Genomic DNA, 22221 nt, shown 5'->3' with positions numbered 1-22221 from the left:
TTTCTCTTTATATTTACTACTTAATGTATTTTACTTAGTTTTAATTTACGTCTAGACGCCTAAATTACTAATCCCGCCGTTAATCTATCAGGATATTTTGCTAATACCAACCATAAATACGAAAATCGCGGTATAATTTAAAAATACGCAGTAAACCCTATTCTATAAAGGTTGCTACTTTACAAATATTCTAAAAATTAAGGTACCAATGTCTCACGTAATTCAATCACTTCCCCTACTCGATTTACACCGTCATCTTGATGGCAACATCCGTGCAACAACCATCATGTCGCTGGCTGAGAAAAACGGTATTAAATTGCCAGCCAACAACATAGAAGAATTACTTCCTCATGTTCAAATTCAAGAGAGCGAACCCGACTTACTGGCGTTTTTAGCAAAACTTGATTGGGGTGTAAAAGTACTGGCCACACTCGATGATGTAAAAAGAGTTGCTTATGAAAATGTTGAAGACGCTTTCAAAGCTGGATTGCACTATGCTGAATTACGTTTCTCACCTTTTTACATGGCAATGACGCATAACCTTCCAGTTGCTGACGTAGTCGCCGCTGTGATTGATGGAATCACTCTGGGACAAAAAGATTATCCGGTAAAAATTAAACTTCTCGGTATTCTGAGCAGAACATTCGGTGTTGAACATTGCAACACGGAACTAGAAGCTATATTAACTCACCGTCATCATATAACGGGTCTAGACTTGGCTGGTGACGAAACCAATTACCCTTGTGAGCTATTTGTTGACCTATTCAAAAAAGCACGTGATCACGACATGCGGATAACTGTCCACGCAGGGGAAGCCCAAGGCCCTGATAGTGTATGGCAGGCAATAAAGCTTCTCGGAGCTGAAAGAATTGGACATGGCGTAAATAGTTATCAAGATCAGGATTTACTTGACTACATGGTCAAGTATAATATCGGGCTCGAATCTTGTTTAACGTCGAATTATCAAACGGGCACTGTGGCAGATTTATCGCAACACCCGATTAAAACGTTTTTAGCGAATGGCAACCTTGTGTGTTTAAACACTGACGATCCAGCCGTAGAAAACACCGAAATTAAACAGGAATTCGAGTTAGCGCACTCAATGCTTGGTTTTGGTAAAGACGAATTTACCAAGCTTCAGCAAAACGCTATTGAGATGAGTTTCTTGTCCAGCAGCGAGAAAAAAGCGCTACTTAATAGTATATAACTCATTGAGGGAGTGATTATGGCAGAAGTGCTTTTATCACTAGCTACTGGAGCCGTAGTGGGAATTGTTTTCTCATTATTTAAGCTGCCATTACCAGCGCCACCTGTCATTTCAGGTATCGCAGGTATTGTAGGTATTTATCTTGGCGGTTTAGGCTACACTTGGCTAGTCGAACGTTTTTTTAGTTAATAAAATTACACACATTTACTATCAACCTTCAGTAAAAAACCCTTGATAGCAGAGTAATCTGGCTTGAAACTTACTGAAACCTAACATTGAAAAGGTTTTATTATGGCAACACCTCATATTGAAGCAGCAGCGGGCGATTTTGCAGAAACGGTATTAATGCCGGGCGATCCGCTTCGTGCCAAATTTATTGCAGATAACTTTTTAGAAGATGCAAAATGCGTGACGCGCGTGCGAAATATGTTTGGTTATACTGGCACATACAAAGGCAAACGTGTCTCTGTAATGGGTTCAGGTATGGGTATCCCATCTATTTCAATCTATGCGACAGAACTATACAAAGATTACGGCGTAGAAAATATTATTCGAATAGGTTCATGTGGTGCAGTTCGCGATGACATCAAAGTACGTGACGTGATTGTTGGAATGGCAGCTAGCACAGATTCAAACGTAAACCGTCAGCGCTTCAACAACTGTGATTTTGCCGCCTGTGCAGACTTTGGTTTGCTACAAAGCGTTGTTAATACTGCAGACCGCATTGGTAAAAAAGTGCATGTTGGTAATGTATTTACCGCAGATCTGTTTTACACACCGCAGCCTGAAATGTTTAAAACGATGGAAAATCACGGCATTCTGGCTGTTGAGATGGAAGCTGCTGGCCTTTACGGTGTAGCAGCTGAGTACGGCAAAAAAGCGCTAGCTGTTTTTACCGTGAGTGATCACATTAAAACAGGTGAGCAAACCACTGCTGATGAGCGTGAAAATACGTTTAAAGACATGATGGAATTAACACTAGAAAGTGTTCTATAGAAATTAAAGCATCGACATGCAAAAACAAAAAAGCCGAACATAACGTTCGGCTTTTTTATACGTAACGTAAAGTGCTTAGAAGAAAGACACTTTAAATTCTGCACCAACGAAACGTTCTTCGTTAACAATTGCAGTGTTGTTACTAAAATCAACAGCACCAATTGCTTGCTGTTCATCAGTAATGTTACGAGCAAATACAGCGAAGTCGTATTCGTTGTCACCAGCATACCACTGGTAACCTACACGTAAACCACCTTCTAATAGGTCTTTACCTTCAAACTCTTTCGCTTCATATAGGAAGTAGTTAATTTCGCTACGGTATGACCAATCTGTGTAAACGTATAACTCACCTTCACCAATTTCTTTCGAGTAACGCGCGGTAATTACAGAGATCCACTCTGGAGCATGTGGAAGGCTGTTACCATCAATAACTGCACGGCCGTCTACCACTTCATCAGTTACGGTACATAGTGCACATACTGGTACAGTGTTATCAGTATCTAATTCTGTATTGTTGTAGCTGATGCTTGCTGTCATGATTAAGTTGTCAGTTACAACCCACTCAGAATCAACTTCTACACCGTAACCCGTCGTCTCGTCTGCATTTAGAAGACGTGCTGTGTTGCTATCGCCACCTACAGAAGTTAGCTGTTGGTCATCCATTGTAAAGTAGAATACAGACGCATTAACACGGCCTAAACCATCCATAACGTCAGCTTTGAAACCGGTCTCGAAAGAAAGAATAGTTTCAGAATCTGCTACAGAAATACCGTCGTCAAACGCAAATAATGAACGACCTTGAATACTTGGTGCACGGAAGCTATCCGCTACGCGAGCGTATACATTTACGTCGTCAGTGACTTTGTTAACTATGCTTAAGTCCCAGCTTACGTGTGTATCTTCTGGGTTGGCTTCACCGTACGCTGTGTCAGGTTGACCACAACAGCCCGCTAAAGGACCTTGGAAACGTTCAGCTGAAAAATCTTTTTCATCATCAGAGTAACGAAGACCTAACGTTACTTGAGTTTCATCACTGATATCGTAGTCGAATGAACCGAACACCGCCCATGCAGTAGTTTCTTGTTTTTGAACAACGAAACCATTTTGAGCACCGCCAGTGAACAATGCATCGTATGAATAACTTTCAATTTCTAAGTCTTCGTCAAAGTAGAAAACACCTACTTGGTAGTTGAAGTTGCCATCGAAGTTACTTGTTAAGCGAAGCTCTTGAGTGATCTGATCATGATCAGGAATAGCGTCAGCTGTTTCTGAGCTGATAGTAATTTCACCAGGGCCTTGGAAGCCAATGAAGTTAACACCGTAACCACCATCTACGTCACCACGCGAGAAAATTTCAGCACTTTCCCAACCAGTAATTGACGTAACTGTGTATTCACCGTAATCAAACTCTAATTTTAAGCTTGCACCTTCAGTCTCAACGTCTTGTGTTAAACGCTCTGCCGAGTCTAAAAACGCAGTGTCGCGCTCGAAGCCACTCACTAAGTTGTTAGAGCCTGGCTTAAATGCGTTTGCGTAGAATACGATTGGCTTACCGTCTAAGTCACGCATGTGGTAGTTGAATAAAGCGTTGAAATCATCGCCTTCATACAAGAACTGAATACGCGCAGCTTTATCTGTATAACCACCTGTTACGTCATCAGCTTCAAAACCTGGCGCACGGTTGTCAATGTAATCATCACGATCTTGGTGCAATACTGAAACACGAGCAGATAGCTTGTCAGTTAAACCGCCACCTACTGCTGCTCGTAAATCAGACGTTTCTTTACTACCGTATGATAGAGAAACAAAACCATCAAAGTCTTGAGACGGTTTTACAGAATCGAACTTAATAAGACCGGCAGGTGTGTTACGACCGAATAGCGTACCCTGTGGCCCACGAAGCGCTTCAACACGCTCAACATCGAATACAGGGAAACCTTTTAAAATTGGGTTTTCTTGTACCACTTCGTCAACAACTAACGATACTGGTTGAGAGGCATTTAAATCGAAATCTGAGTTACCTAAACCACGCATATAAAAGCGCGGGAAAGTACGACCAAATGATGATTCAACTGAAAGGCTTGGAATTTTAGCGTTTAAGAAACGAATATCCATTGCAGCATCGCTGATAGCGTCTAGGTTTTCGCCTTGTAGAGCAGAAACAGCAACAGGAACTTCTTGAGCGTTCTCTACACGCTTACGTGCAGTAACTTCGATAACTTCTAATTGAGTTGGTTTGTCGGCTTCTTCTGCGTGTGCAACAGTAGTTACAGCTGCAGAAGAAAATAGAGCGGCTTGCACGCAAAGTGCAATTGAAGACTGTTTTAACAGTTTCATTATATTCTCCCGAAGTGGTATATAAGCTTTTATTAGTGGCTAATTTATTGTTCTTATTAACTATAGCCAACCATTTCGGGAGTGCATTGTACTACCTTATTGCAAGCTCGTCTAAAAAACTTGTCCCGTAAGACAATTTTGTTACATTTAAAAGCTCTGCAATTGTCTGCCCAATATCTGCAAAGGTGTCTCTTTGCCCAAGGTTTACTGACCCAATGGTCGAATGATAAGCAATCACAGGGACAAATTCGCGCGTATGATCGCTGCCCTTCCATGTTGGATCACAACCATGGTCTGCGGTAAACATTAATACATCACCGTCTTTCATCGCGGCTTTGATGTCGACTATACGCTTATCAAACGCTTCCAACGCATGGCCGTAGCCGACGGGGTCACGACGATGACCAAAGTCTTGATCAAAATTGACCAAATTAGTAAAAATAATACTGTTATCAGGTGCCGTTTCCATGTGCTCAATGGTTGCATCGGTCAACGCTTCAATACCCGTTGCTTTTGTCTTCAACGTTATGCCTTGGTGAGCATAAATATCAGCAATTTTACCGACACTAACAACCGTACCACCCGACTCAGAGATGCGATCAAGCACCGTGGGCGCTGGAGGTAAAATAGAGTAATCTCTTCGGTTACCCGTGCGAGTAAATGATTTTGCATCATCACCAACAAAAGGACGAGCAATAACGCGCCCAATGTTCATTGGTTCAACAATTTTTTGGACTATTTGGCAATATTCATAAAGGTTGTCTAACCCGAAATGCTCTTCGTGTGCTGCCACCTGAAAAACACTGTCTGCACTTGTGTAGCAAATTGGTAAGCCTGTACGGATACTTTCTTCACCTAACTTCTCAATAATGACAGTGCCAGAGGCATGACAATTACCTAGCATACCTTCATAGCCAGTCGCTTGGTTAATTTCAGCCATTAGCTCAGGAGAGAAGCTATTTTCTTTGTCAGTAAAATACCCCCAATCAAACAAAACTGGGACGCCGGCCATTTCCCAATGACCTGACGGTGTGTCTTTACCTGTACTTAATTCTGCTGCGTAACCGTACGCCCCATTGATTTGAGTCACGTCTTGCGTTTGGTCAAAGCCTGATGACGCCTTGGCTAATTCAAACAACCCCATACTGCCAAGGTTTGGCAACATTAGCTTTCGACCTTCTTGTTGTTCGAAAACACCTGCCAAGTTACCAAAGGTATTGGCTCCAATATCACCGAACGTATCTGCATCTGGCGCATGTCCGACACCAAACCCATCGATTACCATTAAAATAACGCGAGCCATTTTCTCTCCTGACTATCTTTGGTGAGTAACGTTATGTGGTTACTAACACAGCTCTCATAGAGTTAATTATATCGTATCAATCAAAGGCTGTTTAATGTTCGTGTAATTACCTTTAATTGAAAAACTAATAATTATTTTAACAGCAAACATGACCATTCGGTCAACTTATGTTATTTTTGACGGAATTTTTCCAAGGTCAGTTATTCTGGCTTTAATTTGTGCATTTTTTCATCTTTTCGAAGGTATTTTACCCTTGCGCCGACTAACTATCGCTGTAAGAGGTAATAAAAGAAGCAAAAGAAATGAAAATAAGCCAAAATAGAGCAGTTATTACATAACACGTAACCTTTCTTTTAAATTTGATTACGGAATCTTTTTACCGAATGAAACCAACTTTGATAGCAGTAGTTGGCGCGTCAGCGTCTGGCAAATCATTATTTGCACAAACGATTTACGATGAGCTTCTTCCAGAGTTAGGTCATAACGCAATTTCTATTATCAAGGAAGACGCGTATTACCGTGATCAAACACACTTGGAAATGGAAGAAAGAGTTAAAACCAATTATGACCACCCTAACGCATTTGAACATGAGCTTTTGCATGATCATTTATTGTCATTGATTGACGGCAATGCTATCGAAAGCCCTGTCTATTGCTACAAAACACATACTCGAATTGACCAAACAACTCCTGTCAAACCAACGCAAATAGTGTTAGTTGAAGGCATCATGTTGTTAACAAACCCCAAACTCCGTGATGTTTTCAATATAAAGGTATATATGGATACACCGCTGGATATTTGTTTGCTTCGTAGAATAAAGCGCGACACGATTGAGCGTGACCGGACGGTCGAATCAATTTCAGAGCAATATTTATCAACCGTTCGCCCTATGTATTATCAGTTTATTGAGCCAGCTAAAGCACACGCTGATATTGTTATTACACGTGGCGGAAAAAATCGTATGGCTATTGAAGTCATCAAAGCAAAAATTAGACAACTAACTAATAATAACAATTAAAATTATAAAAATGAGGAAGTTATGGAAGTAACTGCACTTAGGGGAGTGTTAGGTATTGTTGCTTTATTAGCAATTGCTTATGCCCTGTCCTACAACCGCAAAAGTATCAATTTTAGAACGGTTTCTCTAGCATTTACCCTACAAATAGCGCTAGGTGCTTTCGTTCTTTACATACCTTTTGGTAAAGATGTGTTAGCGTCGATGTCTAATGGCGTACAACATGTTATCGACTCAGCACAAGCAGGCATTGCATTTTTATTTGGCGGCCTCGGCACCGATGCTATGTTTGAAAATGGTGTAGGCTTTGTCTTTGCTATACGTGTTCTTCCTGTCATTATTTTCTTCTCTTCACTAATTGCCGTCCTTTATTACTTAAACATTATGCAGCAAGTGGTAAAGGTGATTGGTGGTGGTTTACAAAAATTACTAAAAACCAGTAAACCGGAATCTCTGTCAGCAACAGCCAATATTTTTGTGGGGCAAACAGAAGCCCCTTTAGTCGTTCGTCCTTATATTAAAAACATGAGCCAATCAGAGTTGTTCGCCATTATGGTTGGCGGTCTAGCATCGGTGGCTGGTTCTGTTTTAGCTGGTTATGCAGGTTTAGGTGTGGAACTTAAATATCTGATTGCAGCTTCTTTTATGGCCGCGCCTGGTGGTCTATTGATGGCTAAAATCATCATGCCAGAAACAGAGCCAGCCGATAAACTGAAAAGCGACAAAATAGAAGAAGATAAAGAAGAAGATAGACCAACAAATGTGATTGATGCGGCAGCATCTGGTGCAGCGTCAGGTCTTAAATTAGCGGTAAATGTTGGCGCTATGTTGCTAGCCTTCATTGCCCTAATAGCATTGCTAAATTCAATGGTTCAAGGCATTGGTAACTTCTTAGGTTTCGAAGGTATTACGATTGAGTGGATTTTAGGTTACTTGTTTGCGCCTATTGCGTTTATCGTTGGCGTTCCATTTAATGAAATGTTGACTGCTGGCAGCTTTATAGGCCAAAAAGTGGTTGTAAATGAGTTTTTTGCATATGTACAGTTTGTTGAAGTAAAAGAAACATTGAGTCAATCTACTCAAGCAATTATCACGTTTGCTCTTTGTGGATTTGCTAACTTATCTTCAATCGCGATTTTACTTGGTGGTATTGGCTCAATGGCACCCTCTCGTCGCCATGACATAGCGCGTCTGGGTTTAAAAGCAATGTTAGCTGCTACGTTAGCAAACCTTATGAGCGCGGCAATTGCTGGCGTATTTATCGGACTATAAGCTGGAGACTTTCATGATTTCTGCACAAGACTACGCAAAACAGTCTATTTCGCTGATGGACTTAACAAGCCTTACCGATAATGAAACAAGTGAAGATATTATCGCGCTGTGTCATCAAGCTCACAATCAGGGCGGCGACACAGCGGCAATTTGTATTTATCCGCGTTTTATTCCGCTAGCTAAAAAAACACTCAGTGACGTTGGCGCCGCACATATCAAAATAGCTACTGTGACGAACTTTCCACATGGTAATGATGATATCGATATCGCCGTTGCTGAAACAAAAGCTGCAATTGCATATGGCGCAGATGAAGTTGACCTTGTTTTCCCTTACAAAGCGTTAATGTCAGGTAATGAGCAATTAGGCTTTGATATGGTTTCAGCATGTAAACAAGCATGTTCAACCTCTAACGTGTTATTGAAAGTAATCATCGAAAGTGGTGAATTGGGAGAAGAGTCACTTATTCGCAAGGCAAGTGAGATTTGCATTAATGCAGGTGCTGATTTCATTAAAACTTCTACAGGGAAAGTACCTGTTAACGCCACATTAGCGTCTGCCAAAGTAATGATTACTGCAATTAAAGACAGCGGTAAAAAAGTCGGCTTTAAAGCTGCTGGCGGTGTAAAAACGACGGAAGATGCTGCAGAGTATATAGAACTAGCCAAACAAATCATGGACGACAGCTGGGTAACGCCTGACAACTTCAGATTTGGAGCAAGTAGCTTACTCGCTGCACTTCTAGGTACACTTGGCATTGATAGCACCCCTTCTGAAAGTTCTTACTAATGGCGCAACTTTATTTTTATTACTCTGCAATGAATGCAGGAAAATCTACACACTTATTGCAATCAGCCTATAACTATCGCGAGCGCGGAATGCGTTGTGTGTTATTTACCGCGGCGCTAGATGATAGATTTGGGCAAGGGAAAATCGCTTCTCGACTCGGTATTCATGCAGATGCTGAGTTGTTTACCAGTGACACTAACATGCTCGATCAAATTAATAGCTCACATCACGCTGAGAAATTAGATTGCGTGCTGGTTGATGAATCTCAGTTTTTAACTAAAGCACAAGTAAAGCAACTAACAGATGTTGTAGATACGTTAGGTATCCCTGTGCTTGCCTACGGCATTCGTACCGATTTTCAAGGGGAAACCTTCTCTGGAAGTGCAGCGTTATTAGCTTGGGCTGATAAACTAATTGAGTTAAAAACTATTTGCCATTGCGGTAAAAAAGCCAATTTTGTAGTACGTTTAGATGAGAATGGCAAGGCCATCAAAGACGGCGCTCAGGTAGACGTTGGTGGTAATGAAAAATACGAATCAATGTGCCGTAAGCACTTTAAAGAATTGGTTTGGCAATAATAAAAGGAATAAATAAAATGGCTGTTTTTGCAAGTAATCACCCTCTCGTTAAACACAAAGTTAGCTTACTTCGTGAAGACTCTATTTCTGTTAAGTCTTTTAGGGAGTTAGCCAATGAAATAGCCACTTTACTTACCGTTGAGGCTACGTCGAATATTGCACTAAAAAACGCACCAATCTCTTGTTGGTCTGGTAACATTTCGGCACCGATTATGGCGGATAAAAACCCAACGCTCGTTCCTATATTGCGCGCGGGGTTGGGCATGTTAGACGGCGCATTAAATGTGATTCCTTGTGCCAAAATCAGTGTGGTTGGTTTAAAACGTAACGAAGAAACACTTGAACCTGAAGGTTACTATCAAAACATCGTCAGTGATATTGCCGAGCGCAAAGCTATGGTTATCGATCCAATGTTAGCAACAGGCGGGTCTGCAATTGCTGCTATCGATTTACTTAAAGAGTCAGGCGCTAAAGATATCGTTGCCCTATTCCTTGTAGCGGCACCGGAAGGTATAGAGGCAATGCAACAAGCTCACCCAGATGTTGATTTATATATCGCTGCAGTTGACCAGAAGCTAAACGAAAAAGGGTATATTTTGCCAGGTTTAGGTGATGCTGGTGATAAGCTGTTTGGAACAATTGTTTAGTGACAATTACTCTTAAGTGATAATAAAAAAGCGGCAGAAGCCGCTTTTTTATTTCCGATCTTTAGTGGCCCTATTTGATGACATCATATATTTCAGGAACAGTTTCAGGCGCTTTTTCTGAAAATTTGAGTGCACTTATATAACCATTAGTACCCTCTTTTGCCTGTTCAGCGCTAGACGCATGTATGCGTGCAATGACATCGCCTTTAGAGACTTGAGTGCCAACTGGCTTAACAGCATCCAAACCAACACTATGATCGATATCTTGGCCTGAACCAGAACGGCCTCCTCCCATAGATACAATCGTCATTCCAATAGCACGCGTATCCATGCTCGAGATATATCCATCATGCGGAGCAACAATATCTTGAACCGTGTTGGCCTTTTCCATTACATCCCATGGTGAGTTCAGTATATTAGAAGGCCCCCCCATGATATGAATCATCTTACTAAATAATTCTGCCGCAGCACCGCTGTCTAAAGCCTGATTAATTTTAGCTAAAGCTTCATCATTGTCCTTAGCTACACCAGTATTTACTAGCATACTTTGTGCTAAACGAACGGTAACAGCATGCAAACGTGGCTCGCGATATTTGCCAGTCAAATAGTCAACCGTTTCTATAATTTCCAAGGCATTACCAGCGCTATCACCTAACACTTGGTTCATATCAGTAATAATGGCTTCAGTTTTCACGCCTGCACCGTTAGCAACGTTGGCAATACTTTGAGCCAGTGCTTTTGCATCCTCGATATTGTTCATCATGGCACCGTTACCAACTTTTACATCCATAACTAATGCATCCAGGCCCGACGCTAACTTTTTAGATAGAATAGAAGCGGTAATAAGTGGAATAGACTCTACCGTTGCAGTAATATCGCGAACACCGTACAAGCGCTTATCTGCTGGTGCTAGGTCAGATGTTTGGCCAATAATTGCCATTCCTAATTCTTTCACCATTTTCTTAAACTGTGGAATGCTAGGCTGGGTATTAAAACCATTTATCGCTTCAAGCTTATCTACAGTGCCACCTGTATGGCCAAGGCCACGGCCTGCAATCATCGGCACATAGACGCCACAACTGGCTACAATAGCAGCTAGCATAAAGCTGACTTTATCACCTACACCGCCAGTCGAGTGTTTATCAACAACAGGTTTGTCTAATTCAGGCCAGGACAACACTGTACCTGAATGCATCATGGCTTGCGTAAATGCTACTATCTCGTCTGTGTTCATCCCCTGTTGATAGATTGCCATCGCCATTGAGCCCACTTGCGCATCATTAAATCCGCCTGTCGTGATCCCTTCAACAAACTGTCTAATTTGATCGCCGCTAAGTGCTTTACCATTGCGCTTAATTCGAATAATTTCCTGCGGTAACATCATCTATGTTCCTTTATTTGAGATCTTTAGGAGTAAAAGCATTGGGCAACAGGTCCTTAACCTGCCAAGAGATTTCTTCACCTTTATGATTTACTGCTTTTACTGTCGCGTCTTGTTCCATAAACTCCACGATAACTTGACGACATGCGCCACAAGGCGGCGTCAGTTTATCCTGTTCGGTGTAAACGACCAGTGCAGTTATGTCTTGTTGACCGTCGATAACTGCCTGCGCAATAGCATTACGCTCCGCACACACAGTTAATCCGTACGAGGCGTTTTCAACGTTGCAACCGTGGTAGACGCTGCCATTCCCTACTTGCAACGCTGCACCTACTTTAAATTGGCTATATGGAGCATAGGCGTTGTCGTAACCTAGCTTTGCTCTATCTTTTAATTCGCCCCAGTTAGATTTTTTCATTTTTGTAATCACCCTAACATCCTGACCATTTGGTCAACATATAAATATTAATGCACAGCTTAGGTAATTACTAGCGTAAAAATAAAAAAACCGCACAAAGTTGTGCGGTTTTTCTTTTAAGCAATAGGTTCAATTAGAACTTGTATTCTACACCTAAACGCATTTCCCAAGTTGATACAGGTTGCGTAGTTGCTTCTGGGTCACGGAAACCGTCGTAAATGTATGTGTTCGTAGCCGCATCGATTTCTGCGCTAACAACAGATTGCGTGTTGAAGTTATATTGCTTCAATACACCCCAATCATCGTTAATCATGTTACCGATATTTTCGATTACGAAGAATACTTTACCTTTGTGACCTTCAACTAGACCAGGAAGATCTTGGCTGATTTTAAGGTCAACTTTTGTCCACCAACCCGCGTCTAATTGGTTACGAGGTGCAATACCACCACGGTACTTACCTAAACCAGCATCATCAATCCATTGGTGGAAACCATCAACGTCAAAACCATCAGCGTATGTCACTAACGGATCGTTCACTGTCGGTACATACATTAACTGACTACTGTTAGACCAGTTTGAATCACCAAATTGTGAATCTGAGCGGTGGAATGTGTATGAAACACGCTTACCTTCACTACGTGTAGCGAACAATGAGAAACGAGTCGTGTAACCATCAAAGAAGTCATGACCATAGCTCAAGTTCAATGTAAAGCGGTGTGGAATTTCATAATCTGATGTCGAAACACCTGGATTGTTAGGATCTGTACGAGCGAAGAAAGAGTAGTTCGAACCCGCTACAGAACTAGTCATTGGACTTACGTCTTCTGAATCAGTGTATGCATAACCGATTGACGCATCTAAACCAAAGTCATAGCTCTTAGCAACACTGAATGAGAATACTTGCGACGTACCGTCATCGCCATCAACATTCGTTAATAAGAAGTCAGAAAAACGACCGTCAACAACTTGCTCATATAAAGGACGACCGTCTGGCGCTACCGCACCATCTGCACGGTAGTCATAACCAATGTTGTTGATGATTGCTTGGTCTTTCTTTTGTGTATAGATGAAGTCAGCGTTAATGATGTACTCATCTTCAGTGATGAATGTCGCACCTAATGAGTACTTCCACTCTGAAGGAATTTCGAAATCAGGGTCAATTGCATTTACAGAACCGTCACCTGACTCTTCTGGAATTGAAGCAATTTCATCGTACAATGCTTGTGGAATGTCGTAAATTGGACGACCTTCACCAGTTAATGGCTTATCAAATAAAGATTCACGAGAGCGATCTTGAAGACCGATTTGTACCAGACCATCATTTGAGTAGCTGTTTGAAATCCATACGTTCGGGTTACCACCAGAGAATAGACCGAAACCACCACGGATTTCTAATTGATCATCTGCAATCCAGTTGAAGCCGAAACGTGGTTGAAGTAAGTCAATACCGTCGAAGTTATTGTTGTTTGCATAACCGTAACGCTCTTCAAACTTAGCATTGTAACGAGGCTTGTCATCACTTGTGTACCAGTCGTAACGTAGACCGTAAGTTAACGTTAAGTCGTACTCATCAAGGCTCCAAACGTCTTGTACGTAGAAGGTGTTTTGCTGGTAAGAGAAAGTTGCTGCTACATCGTTAGGGTTGTTAGTACCCGCAGAGTTGTTGTAGTAAATACGAGCTGGCGTACCTGCTTCAAAATCTTCGATGCTATCGAAACGGTATTCACCTTGTGTGTGCTGCATAAATAAGTTGAATACTTCTAAGTCTTCATATTCGAAGCCGGCAGTAATTTCATGCTCATCAAGGTAATAAGTACCAGAGACTTTGAATGATAAATTTTCCCAATCAAGCTTATTTGATTGGCGAGAATCATCTGGACCGATGAATAACGTTGAGTTGTTTACGTCAATCTGAACTTCAGCGAAGCTGCTGTCAGCGTCTAATGAAATTTGACGGTTATCTAACTCTGAAGACTCAACACGAATTTCAGTCTCGAAGTTATCAGACCAGGATGAGTATAATGAACCTACAATTGAAGTGAACTCAGCACCACGCTCATAGAAATGGCTATCAAATGTGATGTCGCTTGAATCCGACTGACTAAGTGAGAAACCATCATTGTAGTTGTATACGAATGCTGCACGGTGATCTTCGTTAATGTTCCAGTCAACTTTAACTAGTAGCTTTTCATCTTCAACCGGCATACTTGCTGGGTTACCGCCGATGTCGTAGTTGTATAGGTTACTAGCAATCGCACGAACGCGCTCAACATCTGCTGCTGTTACATCATCGCCCAAACCAGGGTAAGTGAATAATTCTGCACCTTCTAGCTCTTCATAAGCAACGAATAAGAATAGCTTGTCTTCTATAAGAGGAAGACCAACATTGAAGCCGTAACGTTCTTCTGTGTAGTCTCCATTATCTACTTTTTCGCCTTCAATCTTGTCACCTTTAAGTGAATCAGACGTGTAATCGTAGAAGAAACCACCAGTTACTTCGTTAGTACCAGACTTTGATACAGCGTTGATGTTACACGCTGTGAAACCACCGTAGTTAACGTCGTAAGGTGCTAATTCTACAGCTACTTGTTCAATGGCATCGTAAGAGAATGGAATACGCTCTGTTGGGTAACCATTACTATTAAGGCCAAAACGGTCATTCATACGAACGCCGTCAAGTGTTAACGAGTTAAAGCGAGGGTGAGCACCACCACACTGAATTGAATCAGAGCTAGTTTCGTCAATGTAAATACGAGGATCAACACGAACAATATCTTTGATATCACGGTTGATAGCAGGTAAGTTTTCTAGTTCTTCGATACCGAAGTGAGTCGCAGGGCCTGTACCACCAGCATTTGCACTGATAACACGACCTGTAACTTCGATACGTTCAACATCTTGAATCTCGTTAAGCGTAAGGTTTAACGGGTAAGCTTCACCAACTGACAAGTAAACATCATTGATTACTTGGTCTTCTAATGATTGAGAGTCCACTACAATTGAGTATGGACCACCAACACGTAGACCTTTTGTTGAGAAGTTACCAGCTTGGTTAACCGTAACTGATTTACTTGTACCTGATGGTACGTGAGTAATTGTAATAGTAGTGTCAGTTACAGGCGCGCCATTTGTATCAACGATTTGACCTTTAACACCAGACGTAATGGTATTTGCCATTACTGGACCTGATAGGCCAAGCGCTACTACAACAGCACCAGCGATTTGTGAGAGACGATGACTATTCATCTTACTTTTCCTTGGTTTTTAATTTTTATATTTCGTGTTTACACAACGAAACACTTGTGACGTTTTTGTTACGGCGTATATTAAAGCAGAAAAAAATGACAAAATCATTACACTTTGTCTATTTGGTCAGGTATTAATTTAAATCAATAGATGAATTATTTTTAATCACTGAATAATTACTCTATTTTTCGTAGTTCCCCGTCAAAACATCGCAATATAAATTTAACCGCACCACATCTCTATCCGTCTGTATTTGCTACGCTTTTATAGCAGAAGCAAAAACTTACCAGGTGGATATATTTATATTATTTATTCAAATATTGTTTTTTTAATACGAAGACTTTAGTTATAAAAACAACTTATGTCTTATTTGTTTAACACTAATTTTATATAAACGAACGCTTGTGTTGACTAACTGGTTAAACACTATTTTCTAGTAATAATCTGTTGTACACTTTAGCCGTTACAGTTTTTACCCTAGAACAGGGATTTTATTGGTCAGAGTTTGATGAAAGAAGAAGAAAAAAAAGAACCGAAACAAGGAAAGATTCGCATCCAAAGTGAGGCGAAAATCTTAGCTGCTGCACAAGAAGAATTCATTCTACAAGGATACAAAGGCGCCACTGTCCAATCTATAGCCGACAGAGCTGGATTGCCTAAAGCAAACATCCTTTATTACTTCAAAAACAAAGAAAACATTTATCACGCTGTATTAGAGCAAACACTAGATATGTGGGACCAAGGCATAGGTGATATAGATCCTTCCGACGGACCTAAGGCAGCAATAGAAAAGTTTATTGCTTCGAAAGTAAAAATGTCATTCGAACACCCTAGTTCTTCTAAAATCTATGCCATGGAAATTATCCAAGGGGCGCAACATTTAAAAGAGTTTGCACGCACCTATTTGCGCAAATGGGTTCGAGAAAAAGCAGCCTTATTCCAAACTTGGATTGATAATGGCGAAATGGCGGACGTTGACCCATACAATTTAATTTTTCTTATTTGGTCTTCTACACAACATTACGCAGATTTTGAAACACAAATCCTTACTGTGATGAACCGAGCAGATTATGAAGAAGAAGACCAAGAGCAAGTCACAAGGTTTTTAACTGATGTCATCCTTCGAGGCTGTGGAATAACGAAATAATGAATAAATATTACGCTTCTGTGACAGCGGCTTTGCTATCTCAGGCAATTTCAGGAGTAGCAATGAGCGAAGAAACGAAAACAATTCGAATCGCTACATTTAATGTCAGCATGGAAGCCTTGAACTATTTACCAAAAGGTCAACGAGAATCACAAAAGCCTACAGGCAAAGAACTCGGTGAGTCTTTGGCAAATAATCACCAGCAAATAAAAAACATTGCTGAGATTATTCAACGTGTAAACCCTGACATTCTGCTTATCAATGAATTTGATAGAACTGATAATAATGGAATAGCACTGAAACAATTCATCAAACGTTATCTTAACGAAAGTCAGCATAAACAAAATGCCGTTGATTACCCTTATTATTTTCAAGGCCCCGTAAACACTGGCGTTAAATTCCCAATAGACATCAACGACGACGGTGAAATTACTCAGCCACAAGACACTTATGGATATGGGCACTTCCCCGGCCATTTTGGAATGGCATTATTGTCAAAATTTCCAATCGACCAAAATGACATAAGAACGTTTCAGCAGTTTAAATGGCAAGATATGCCGCAAGCAATGTTGCCAATAAACCCTGACACCAAACAACCTTACTACAATGAAGAGATTCTTTCTCATTTCCGACTCTCCTCTAAATCTCATTGGGATATACCGGTTCTTGTTAATGGGAAATCGGTAAGAGTGTTAGCCAGCCACCCAACACCACCGGTGTTTGATGGCCCAGAAGATAGAAACGGTAAAAGAAATCACGATGAAATTCGTTTCTGGACAGATTACATAACACCTGAGAAAGCAAGTTATATTTATGACGATACTGGTCATAAAGGTGGCATAGCGCAGTATAGTCGTTTCGTTATTTTAGGCGATTTAAATGCTTCAACGACAGATGGCGACGCTGTTATGTCGGGTATTGGTACATTGCTGTCACATAGTAATATCAATGATCCAAAACCTGCTAGCCAAGGTGGCGAGAAACATCGCTCTGACAACCCAAACGGCAAACATCACACCGCATACTGGGGTATGCGCGCAGATTACGTGCTGCCATCTAACCAAGGTTGGGATGTTGTTGATAGCGGTGTTTTCTGGCCAGAGCAAACATCACCTATGTATCGCCTTGTCTCTGACAGAAGTGCATCATCAGACCACCGTTTAGTGTGGGTCGACCTAAAAATTAAATAACTGGATAATTCATGCGTAAATTACTAACGACTTTGTGTCTAAGCGTTTCTATTTCTTCGGCATACGCAACCACTAATCAAGATATCGGGGCGGACAACATCATTATGGTGGTTGCCGATGGCATGGGACCAACATATACCACCGCATACAGGTATTTTCAGGATAACCCGGAAACTAATAAAGTCGAAACTACAATTTTTGATAAATATTTAGTTGGTACATCAAGCACTTACCCTGCTAAAATGTCAGGCTATGTAACCGATTCTGCAGCCAGTGCTACAGCACTATCAACTGGCGTAAAAAGTTATAATGGTGCGATTGGTGTAGACGTTAATAAGAAGCCCTTATTAACCGTTCTCGAACATGCTAAAACATTAAACATGAAAACAGGAGTGGTGGTGACATCACAGGTTAATCACGCAACTCCTGCTTCTTACCTCGCTCATAATGAAAGCCGAAAAAATTACGACGCCATTGCGAACAGTTACGTTGATGAAAAAATTAACAACAATGTGAAGTTTGATGTATTGCTTGGCGGCGGTTGGAAATATTTTATCCGAGAAGATCGAAATTTAGTCGAAGAACTTCAACAACAAGGTTTTCAATATGTCGACAAATATGACGACCTTGCTAATCTTCGTGTTGGCAAGCCAGCACTTGGCTTATTTGCCGATGTAGGATTACCATGGGCACTGGATGACGAAAAAGGCCGTCTTGCCAATATGACATCTCATGCGCTTCGCTTACTTGATAACGACAAACCGTTTTTCATGTTAGTGGAAGCAAGCCAAGTTGACTGGGCTGGACACAGTAATGATATTGCAGCTGCCTTACTTGAGATGGCAGATTTAGACGCAACTATGCAGGTACTCGAGCAATTTGTTGCTAAAAATCCAAACACCACCGTTATCTTAACAGCCGACCACTCTACCGGCGGCGTGACATTGGGTGTCAATGGTGACTATTTATGGAAACCAGAAATTATCCATCGAATGAAACACTCTCCCAACTTTATTGCGAAACAGTTATCCGAAGAAAAACTAAGCAAAGCTAAGGTGAACGAACTGTTTAACTTTGAATTAACAGAAGAAGAAATAAAAGCCATTTTTTCAAAGCAAGATGAGGTGTTTGCGGATAGTGAATTAGCATCGTGGAAAAAGGTACGTGCCATTGAAAAAGAGATCAAAGAAATCATTGATGTCCGAACATATACAGGCTGGACTACTAGTGGCCACACTGCTGTAGACGTACCTGTCATTGCGTTTGGCAAACATGCAGCAGTATTTGCTGGAAATCAGGATAATACTGACATCGCTAAAAAGATTTTTAATTTGATCGACAGCACTCAACAATAACACATGGATGTTTATCTTACGTTAGGAATATAAAAAGGAGGCTTCAGCCTCCTTTTTATTGTCTGACCCACCCAGGTCGATTAACGTGCAAGAATTCTTATATTCCTTACATTCTGTTTCGGACACTTCAAGCTTTTATTGAAGTGCCTCAGCAAGCACTTCCACAGGATGTCTGGCTCTAACTTTAGCAAACCTTTTTGCCTGACTTCGGCATGAAAAACCTGTTACAACAACTTGCCTTTCATCAAGATTGTTGAGTTTCCCCTGCCAACTCATTTCAAACAAGCTTTTTGAATTATCTAAGTTAGACGCTTCATGACCATAAGTACCTGCCATACCACAACATCCAACACTGACTTTGTCCAACGACAAATTATAATGCTGAAAAATTTCCTGCCATTGTGTTTCTGATTTTGGTAACGCGGTTTTTTCAGTACAGTGACTAAACAACTGGTAATTCGTTTGGGCGGCTGTATCTAAGGCTTGGTTATCAGTGTTTTTATAAACACTCAACAACCATTCGTGCGCTAAAAGCACTTCGAACTCCCCGCGCTCACCGTTTAAAATTTGTTTATATTCATCGCGATAACAAAGCGCAAGCGATGCGTCCATTCCTATCATGGGGATACCTAATGTGTGTAGTTCATTAAGGAAGGCTGCAGTATTTGCTGCTGTTTTTGCAAAACGGCTCAAAAAGCCCTTCACATGCTGCGGCTTACCATTTGGCTTAAATGGCAACAAAATCGGATCAAAGCCAAGCTTTTTAGCCAATACCATCATTGCTTCGACAGATTTTGCATCATAGAAGGAAGTAAACGGGTCTTGAACGATAAGTACAGTTCTCGAGCGCTCTTCTTGCGTGCGCAATTTCAATTGTTCTAAATTAAATTGCGTAAACTCGCGATTGGCAAGTCGTTGCTTCAACGTGGGATAGCTCAATAATGGTGTATCAACATAACCAATCGCTGTTTTAGACAACTTTTTATAAATCCCTGAGCTCAATACGCCGTTAACGACCTTAGGCATTTTCGCCATCAGCGGCGCCATGGTTTCAACATTGGCAACCAGATGATCTTTCATCGGCCTGAAATAACGGCTGTGGTATAAGTTAATAAATCTCGCCCTAAAATCTGGCACATCCACCTTGATTGGACACTGGCTTGCACAGGCTTTACACGCTAAACAGCCTTGCATGGCGTCCATTACTTCATGAGAAAAATCTTCTTGTGGCTCACCCAACAATTTATTCGAAACTTTGTTCAGTAGCTGTTTAACAGATGTACCTTGAATGTCTTTTTCAAGCGAGAGAATATCTACGCCTTGCTTTTCGACAAGCCTCAACCATTCACGCATCAAGCCAGCGCGACCTTTTGGAGAGTGGCGTCGATCTCGAGTTACTTTTGAAGAAGGACACATTGGACTATTAACGTCATAGTTGAAACACAAGCCATTTCCGTTACAACCCAAAACTGAATCAAAAGAGGTTTTTACTGGCGTTGATATTTGGCGATCAAAATAGCCTCGCTTTACATCGTCTACTGAAACAAGTTTCTCTTTAGAATCCAAAGGCGTACAAATTTTGCCTGGATTCATTTTATTCTTCGGATCAAACGCCGCTTTTACACGCCGTAATTCAGTGAAAAGTGTTTCGCCAAAAAACTCCGGTCCATATTCACTACGATAGCCTTTGCCATGTTCACCCCACATTAAACCACCATATTTAGCCGTTAATGCTACGACTTTGTCAGAGATATCGCGCAGTAATTTCTCTTGCTCAGGATCACACATATCAAGGGCAGGCCTTACATGAAGCACACCAGCATCAACATGGCCAAACATACCGTATTGTAAATTATGGCTATCGAGCAATTCTCGAAACTCTACGATAAAGTCAGCTAAATTTTCCGGTGGCACTGCCGTATCTTCAGCAAAGGCTAATGGCTTTTGATTGCCCTCGGTGTTGCCAAGTAAGCCCACCGCCTTCTTACGCATCGCATAAAGCCTACCAATGCTGGGTAGGTCATAAGTAATTTGGTAACCAATAATACCCTTATCGGCCGCAATGTCTTGGGCCAAAATGTCTTCAAGTGTTGCTATGCGCTGTTCAAGTGCATCAGTAGAAACATCGTTGTATTCGACCATGTTCAGGCCGTCCATTACGGCATCGGGTACGTCAGTGATTAAATCACTGACGGTGTGCCAAATAATATCCTGCTTGGCTAAATTTAATACCTTGCTATCAATAGTTTCAACTGAGGTCGCTTCTGCTTTAACAAGATCGGGAGAGTGCCTTAACGCCGAATCAAAACTGTCATACTTGATGTTTACCAACGCTTTGGCTTTCGAAATTGGCGTCAAATTAAGCTTTGCTTCACAAACAATACCTAACGAGCCCTCTGAACCGGTAATGACCCTCGAAAGGTCGAATTCAGTCAAATCATCATTAAATACATGTTCCAAATCGTAACCGGTTAAAAATCTATTTAAACGCGGAAACTTACGCAGAATTAATTCACGATTATCGCGACACGTATTTAGCACTGTTGAAATAACTTCAGCCTTGGTATCGCCCTGCTCAGCTCGCTTTTCAGCATCTGAAACGGACATCGGCGACGTGGCTAATAACGTACCATTGGCTAGCACCGTTTCCAAACCAAGTACATGGTCTGAGGTTTTACCATAGACTAAAGAACCTTGCCCCGAAGCATCAGTATTTACCATGCCACCTATCGTTGCCCTATTGGACGTGGATAAGTCAGGCGAAAAGAAAAAGCCATGAGGGCGTAAATAATCGTTAAGTTGATCTTTTACGACACCTGCTTCAACGCGCACCCAATTTTCTTCTACATTGATTTCTAAAATTCGATTCATGAATTTAGATAAATCAATCACAATGCCAGGCGTTAAACTCTGTCCATTAGTCCCTGTCCCACCACCACGCGCACTAAATTTTATTTCGTTAAATCTTGCTTGATTCGCTAATTCAGTAATTAACTGAATGTCTTGTTTAGAACGGGGGTGAAGTACTAATTGAGGTAATTGCTGATAAACACTATTGTCAGTCGCTACCGCGAGCCTTGAACTGTATTGACTGTTTATCTCTCCTAAGTAAGCGGTTTGCTTTAAGGCGTTAATAAAGTCTTGATAAATAGGTTTTATCAATTCAACAGGATCTAACCGAGGTAACATAACTACTTTAATCTAATGTCAGCAATACTTTATGGGGCATTCAGTATAACACGCCTTTATTGAATGTTTACTCTAGCTCAACATTAGATTAAGAACTTTTTAGCCTAACTAGTGATAGCTTTTTGCCTTATTTTTGAGCATAAAAACTGGT

The 22221-nt window shown here is 41.1% G+C and carries 17 protein-coding genes; 11 read left to right on the top strand and 6 right to left on the bottom strand.

The window, feature by feature from the left end; translation table 11 throughout:
* The first annotated feature begins 208 nt into the window (after nucleotides 1-208).
* The 3 genes from add (at nucleotide 209) to deoD (ending at nucleotide 2203) form a co-directional block, all read left to right on the top strand.
* A complete protein-coding gene (gene add, locus ACFSJY_RS10410) occupies nucleotides 209-1207 on the top strand; it encodes an adenosine deaminase (protein WP_386033966.1) in 999 nt (332 codons plus the stop codon).
* A gap of 18 nt (nucleotides 1208-1225) precedes the next feature.
* On the top strand, nucleotides 1226-1396 hold the full coding sequence (locus ACFSJY_RS10405) for a XapX domain-containing protein (RefSeq protein WP_386033964.1): 171 nt from the start codon (nucleotides 1226-1228) through the stop codon (nucleotides 1394-1396).
* Between the two features lie 102 nt (nucleotides 1397-1498).
* The gene (deoD, locus tag ACFSJY_RS10400) at nucleotides 1499-2203 is read left to right on the top strand and encodes a purine-nucleoside phosphorylase (RefSeq protein WP_386033962.1); all 705 of its coding nucleotides are present in this window, start codon (nucleotides 1499-1501) and stop codon (nucleotides 2201-2203) included.
* Between the two features lie 75 nt (nucleotides 2204-2278).
* On the opposite strand, the gene ACFSJY_RS10395 is transcribed toward deoD, so the two are convergent.
* On the bottom strand, nucleotides 2279-4540 hold the full coding sequence (locus ACFSJY_RS10395) for a TonB-dependent receptor (RefSeq protein ID WP_386033960.1): 2262 nt from the start codon (nucleotides 4538-4540) through the stop codon (nucleotides 2279-2281).
* 91 nt (nucleotides 4541-4631) lie between these two features.
* Nucleotides 4632-5843, bottom strand: a complete 1212-nt coding sequence (locus ACFSJY_RS10390) for a phosphopentomutase (protein ID WP_386033958.1) — start codon at nucleotides 5841-5843, stop codon at nucleotides 4632-4634.
* Nucleotides 5844-6226: 383 nt separating this feature from the next.
* Here ACFSJY_RS10390 and udk point away from each other — a divergent pair, with 383 nt between their 5' ends.
* Genes udk through upp form a run of 5 tightly spaced genes read left to right on the top strand, consistent with a single transcriptional unit; the run spans nucleotide 6227 to nucleotide 10143 of the window.
* Nucleotides 6227-6862, top strand: coding sequence for a uridine kinase (gene udk, locus ACFSJY_RS10385; protein WP_386033956.1), 636 nt, complete (start codon nucleotides 6227-6229; stop codon nucleotides 6860-6862).
* Between the two features lie 21 nt (nucleotides 6863-6883).
* Entirely contained in the window at nucleotides 6884-8131 is a 1248-nt protein-coding gene (locus tag ACFSJY_RS10380) for a NupC/NupG family nucleoside CNT transporter (RefSeq protein ID WP_386033954.1), read from the top strand.
* Nucleotides 8132-8144: 13 nt separating this feature from the next.
* A complete protein-coding gene (gene deoC, locus ACFSJY_RS10375; RefSeq protein ID WP_386033952.1) occupies nucleotides 8145-8918 on the top strand; it encodes a deoxyribose-phosphate aldolase in 774 nt (257 codons plus the stop codon).
* Entirely contained in the window at nucleotides 8918-9496 is a 579-nt protein-coding gene (locus ACFSJY_RS10370; protein ID WP_386033950.1) for a thymidine kinase, read from the top strand. Before deoC ends, ACFSJY_RS10370 begins: the two co-directional genes overlap by 1 nt.
* A gap of 17 nt (nucleotides 9497-9513) precedes the next feature.
* Nucleotides 9514-10143, top strand: coding sequence for a uracil phosphoribosyltransferase (upp, locus tag ACFSJY_RS10365; protein ID WP_386033948.1), 630 nt, complete (start codon nucleotides 9514-9516; stop codon nucleotides 10141-10143).
* A 70-nt stretch (nucleotides 10144-10213) separates the two neighbouring features.
* Here the strand turns inward: upp and deoA are convergent, their stop codons facing one another.
* From deoA to ACFSJY_RS10350, 3 genes are all read right to left on the bottom strand, one after another.
* Complete coding sequence (gene deoA, locus ACFSJY_RS10360) at nucleotides 10214-11527, bottom strand: thymidine phosphorylase (RefSeq protein WP_386033946.1); 1314 nt, start codon at nucleotides 11525-11527, stop codon at nucleotides 10214-10216.
* Nucleotides 11528-11537: 10 nt separating this feature from the next.
* Nucleotides 11538-11942, bottom strand: a complete 405-nt coding sequence (locus ACFSJY_RS10355) for a cytidine deaminase (protein WP_386033944.1) — start codon at nucleotides 11940-11942, stop codon at nucleotides 11538-11540.
* Nucleotides 11943-12075: 133 nt separating this feature from the next.
* Complete coding sequence (locus tag ACFSJY_RS10350) at nucleotides 12076-15189, bottom strand: TonB-dependent receptor (protein ID WP_386033942.1); 3114 nt, start codon at nucleotides 15187-15189, stop codon at nucleotides 12076-12078.
* A 508-nt stretch (nucleotides 15190-15697) separates the two neighbouring features.
* Here ACFSJY_RS10350 and ACFSJY_RS10345 point away from each other — a divergent pair.
* The 3 genes from ACFSJY_RS10345 to ACFSJY_RS10335 all read left to right on the top strand — a co-directional run bounded on the left by ACFSJY_RS10345 (nucleotide 15698) and on the right by ACFSJY_RS10335 (nucleotide 18881).
* Entirely contained in the window at nucleotides 15698-16336 is a 639-nt protein-coding gene (locus ACFSJY_RS10345) for a TetR family transcriptional regulator C-terminal domain-containing protein (RefSeq protein WP_386033940.1), read from the top strand.
* A gap of 62 nt (nucleotides 16337-16398) precedes the next feature.
* Nucleotides 16399-17526, top strand: a complete 1128-nt coding sequence (locus tag ACFSJY_RS10340) for an endonuclease/exonuclease/phosphatase family protein (RefSeq protein ID WP_386033938.1) — start codon at nucleotides 16399-16401, stop codon at nucleotides 17524-17526.
* A gap of 11 nt (nucleotides 17527-17537) precedes the next feature.
* On the top strand, nucleotides 17538-18881 hold the full coding sequence (locus ACFSJY_RS10335) for an alkaline phosphatase (protein WP_386033936.1): 1344 nt from the start codon (nucleotides 17538-17540) through the stop codon (nucleotides 18879-18881).
* Between the two features lie 135 nt (nucleotides 18882-19016).
* Here the strand turns inward: ACFSJY_RS10335 and ydiJ are convergent, their stop codons facing one another.
* Nucleotides 19017-22070 (bottom strand): D-2-hydroxyglutarate dehydrogenase YdiJ, encoded by a 3054-nt coding sequence (ydiJ, locus tag ACFSJY_RS10330; RefSeq protein ID WP_386033934.1) that lies wholly within the window; start codon nucleotides 22068-22070, stop codon nucleotides 19017-19019.
* Nucleotides 22071-22221: the final 151 nt, after the last annotated feature.

The sequence above is a fragment of the Thalassotalea euphylliae genome, from assembly GCF_042682785.1.
Classification (GTDB): domain Bacteria; phylum Pseudomonadota; class Gammaproteobacteria; order Enterobacterales; family Alteromonadaceae; genus Thalassotalea_F; species Thalassotalea_F euphylliae.
This window is presented reverse-complemented; position numbering and strand designations above follow the sequence as displayed.

What these genes read in the sequence shown, in the direction of transcription:
- ACFSJY_RS10350 (WP_386033942.1), bottom strand. Translation starts at nt 15,189, where the DNA reads ATGAATAGTCATCGTCTCTCACAAATCGCTGGTGCTGTTGTAGTAGCG.
- udk (WP_386033956.1), top strand. Translation starts at nt 6,227, where the DNA reads ATGAAACCAACTTTGATAGCAGTAGTTGGCGCGTCAGCGTCTGGCAAA.
- ACFSJY_RS10380 (WP_386033954.1), top strand. Translation starts at nt 6,884, where the DNA reads ATGGAAGTAACTGCACTTAGGGGAGTGTTAGGTATTGTTGCTTTATTA.
- upp (WP_386033948.1), top strand. Translation starts at nt 9,514, where the DNA reads ATGGCTGTTTTTGCAAGTAATCACCCTCTCGTTAAACACAAAGTTAGC.
- ACFSJY_RS10340 (WP_386033938.1), top strand. Translation starts at nt 16,399, where the DNA reads ATGAGCGAAGAAACGAAAACAATTCGAATCGCTACATTTAATGTCAGC.
- deoA (WP_386033946.1), bottom strand. Translation starts at nt 11,527, where the DNA reads ATGATGTTACCGCAGGAAATTATTCGAATTAAGCGCAATGGTAAAGCA.
- ACFSJY_RS10335 (WP_386033936.1), top strand. Translation starts at nt 17,538, where the DNA reads ATGCGTAAATTACTAACGACTTTGTGTCTAAGCGTTTCTATTTCTTCG.
- ACFSJY_RS10395 (WP_386033960.1), bottom strand. Translation starts at nt 4,540, where the DNA reads ATGAAACTGTTAAAACAGTCTTCAATTGCACTTTGCGTGCAAGCCGCT.
- ydiJ (WP_386033934.1), bottom strand. Translation starts at nt 22,070, where the DNA reads ATGTTACCTCGGTTAGATCCTGTTGAATTGATAAAACCTATTTATCAA.
- ACFSJY_RS10370 (WP_386033950.1), top strand. Translation starts at nt 8,918, where the DNA reads ATGGCGCAACTTTATTTTTATTACTCTGCAATGAATGCAGGAAAATCT.
- ACFSJY_RS10405 (WP_386033964.1), top strand. Translation starts at nt 1,226, where the DNA reads ATGGCAGAAGTGCTTTTATCACTAGCTACTGGAGCCGTAGTGGGAATT.
- ACFSJY_RS10390 (WP_386033958.1), bottom strand. Translation starts at nt 5,843, where the DNA reads ATGGCTCGCGTTATTTTAATGGTAATCGATGGGTTTGGTGTCGGACAT.
- deoD (WP_386033962.1), top strand. Translation starts at nt 1,499, where the DNA reads ATGGCAACACCTCATATTGAAGCAGCAGCGGGCGATTTTGCAGAAACG.
- deoC (WP_386033952.1), top strand. Translation starts at nt 8,145, where the DNA reads ATGATTTCTGCACAAGACTACGCAAAACAGTCTATTTCGCTGATGGAC.
- add (WP_386033966.1), top strand. Translation starts at nt 209, where the DNA reads ATGTCTCACGTAATTCAATCACTTCCCCTACTCGATTTACACCGTCAT.
- ACFSJY_RS10355 (WP_386033944.1), bottom strand. Translation starts at nt 11,942, where the DNA reads ATGAAAAAATCTAACTGGGGCGAATTAAAAGATAGAGCAAAGCTAGGT.
- ACFSJY_RS10345 (WP_386033940.1), top strand. Translation starts at nt 15,698, where the DNA reads ATGAAAGAAGAAGAAAAAAAAGAACCGAAACAAGGAAAGATTCGCATC.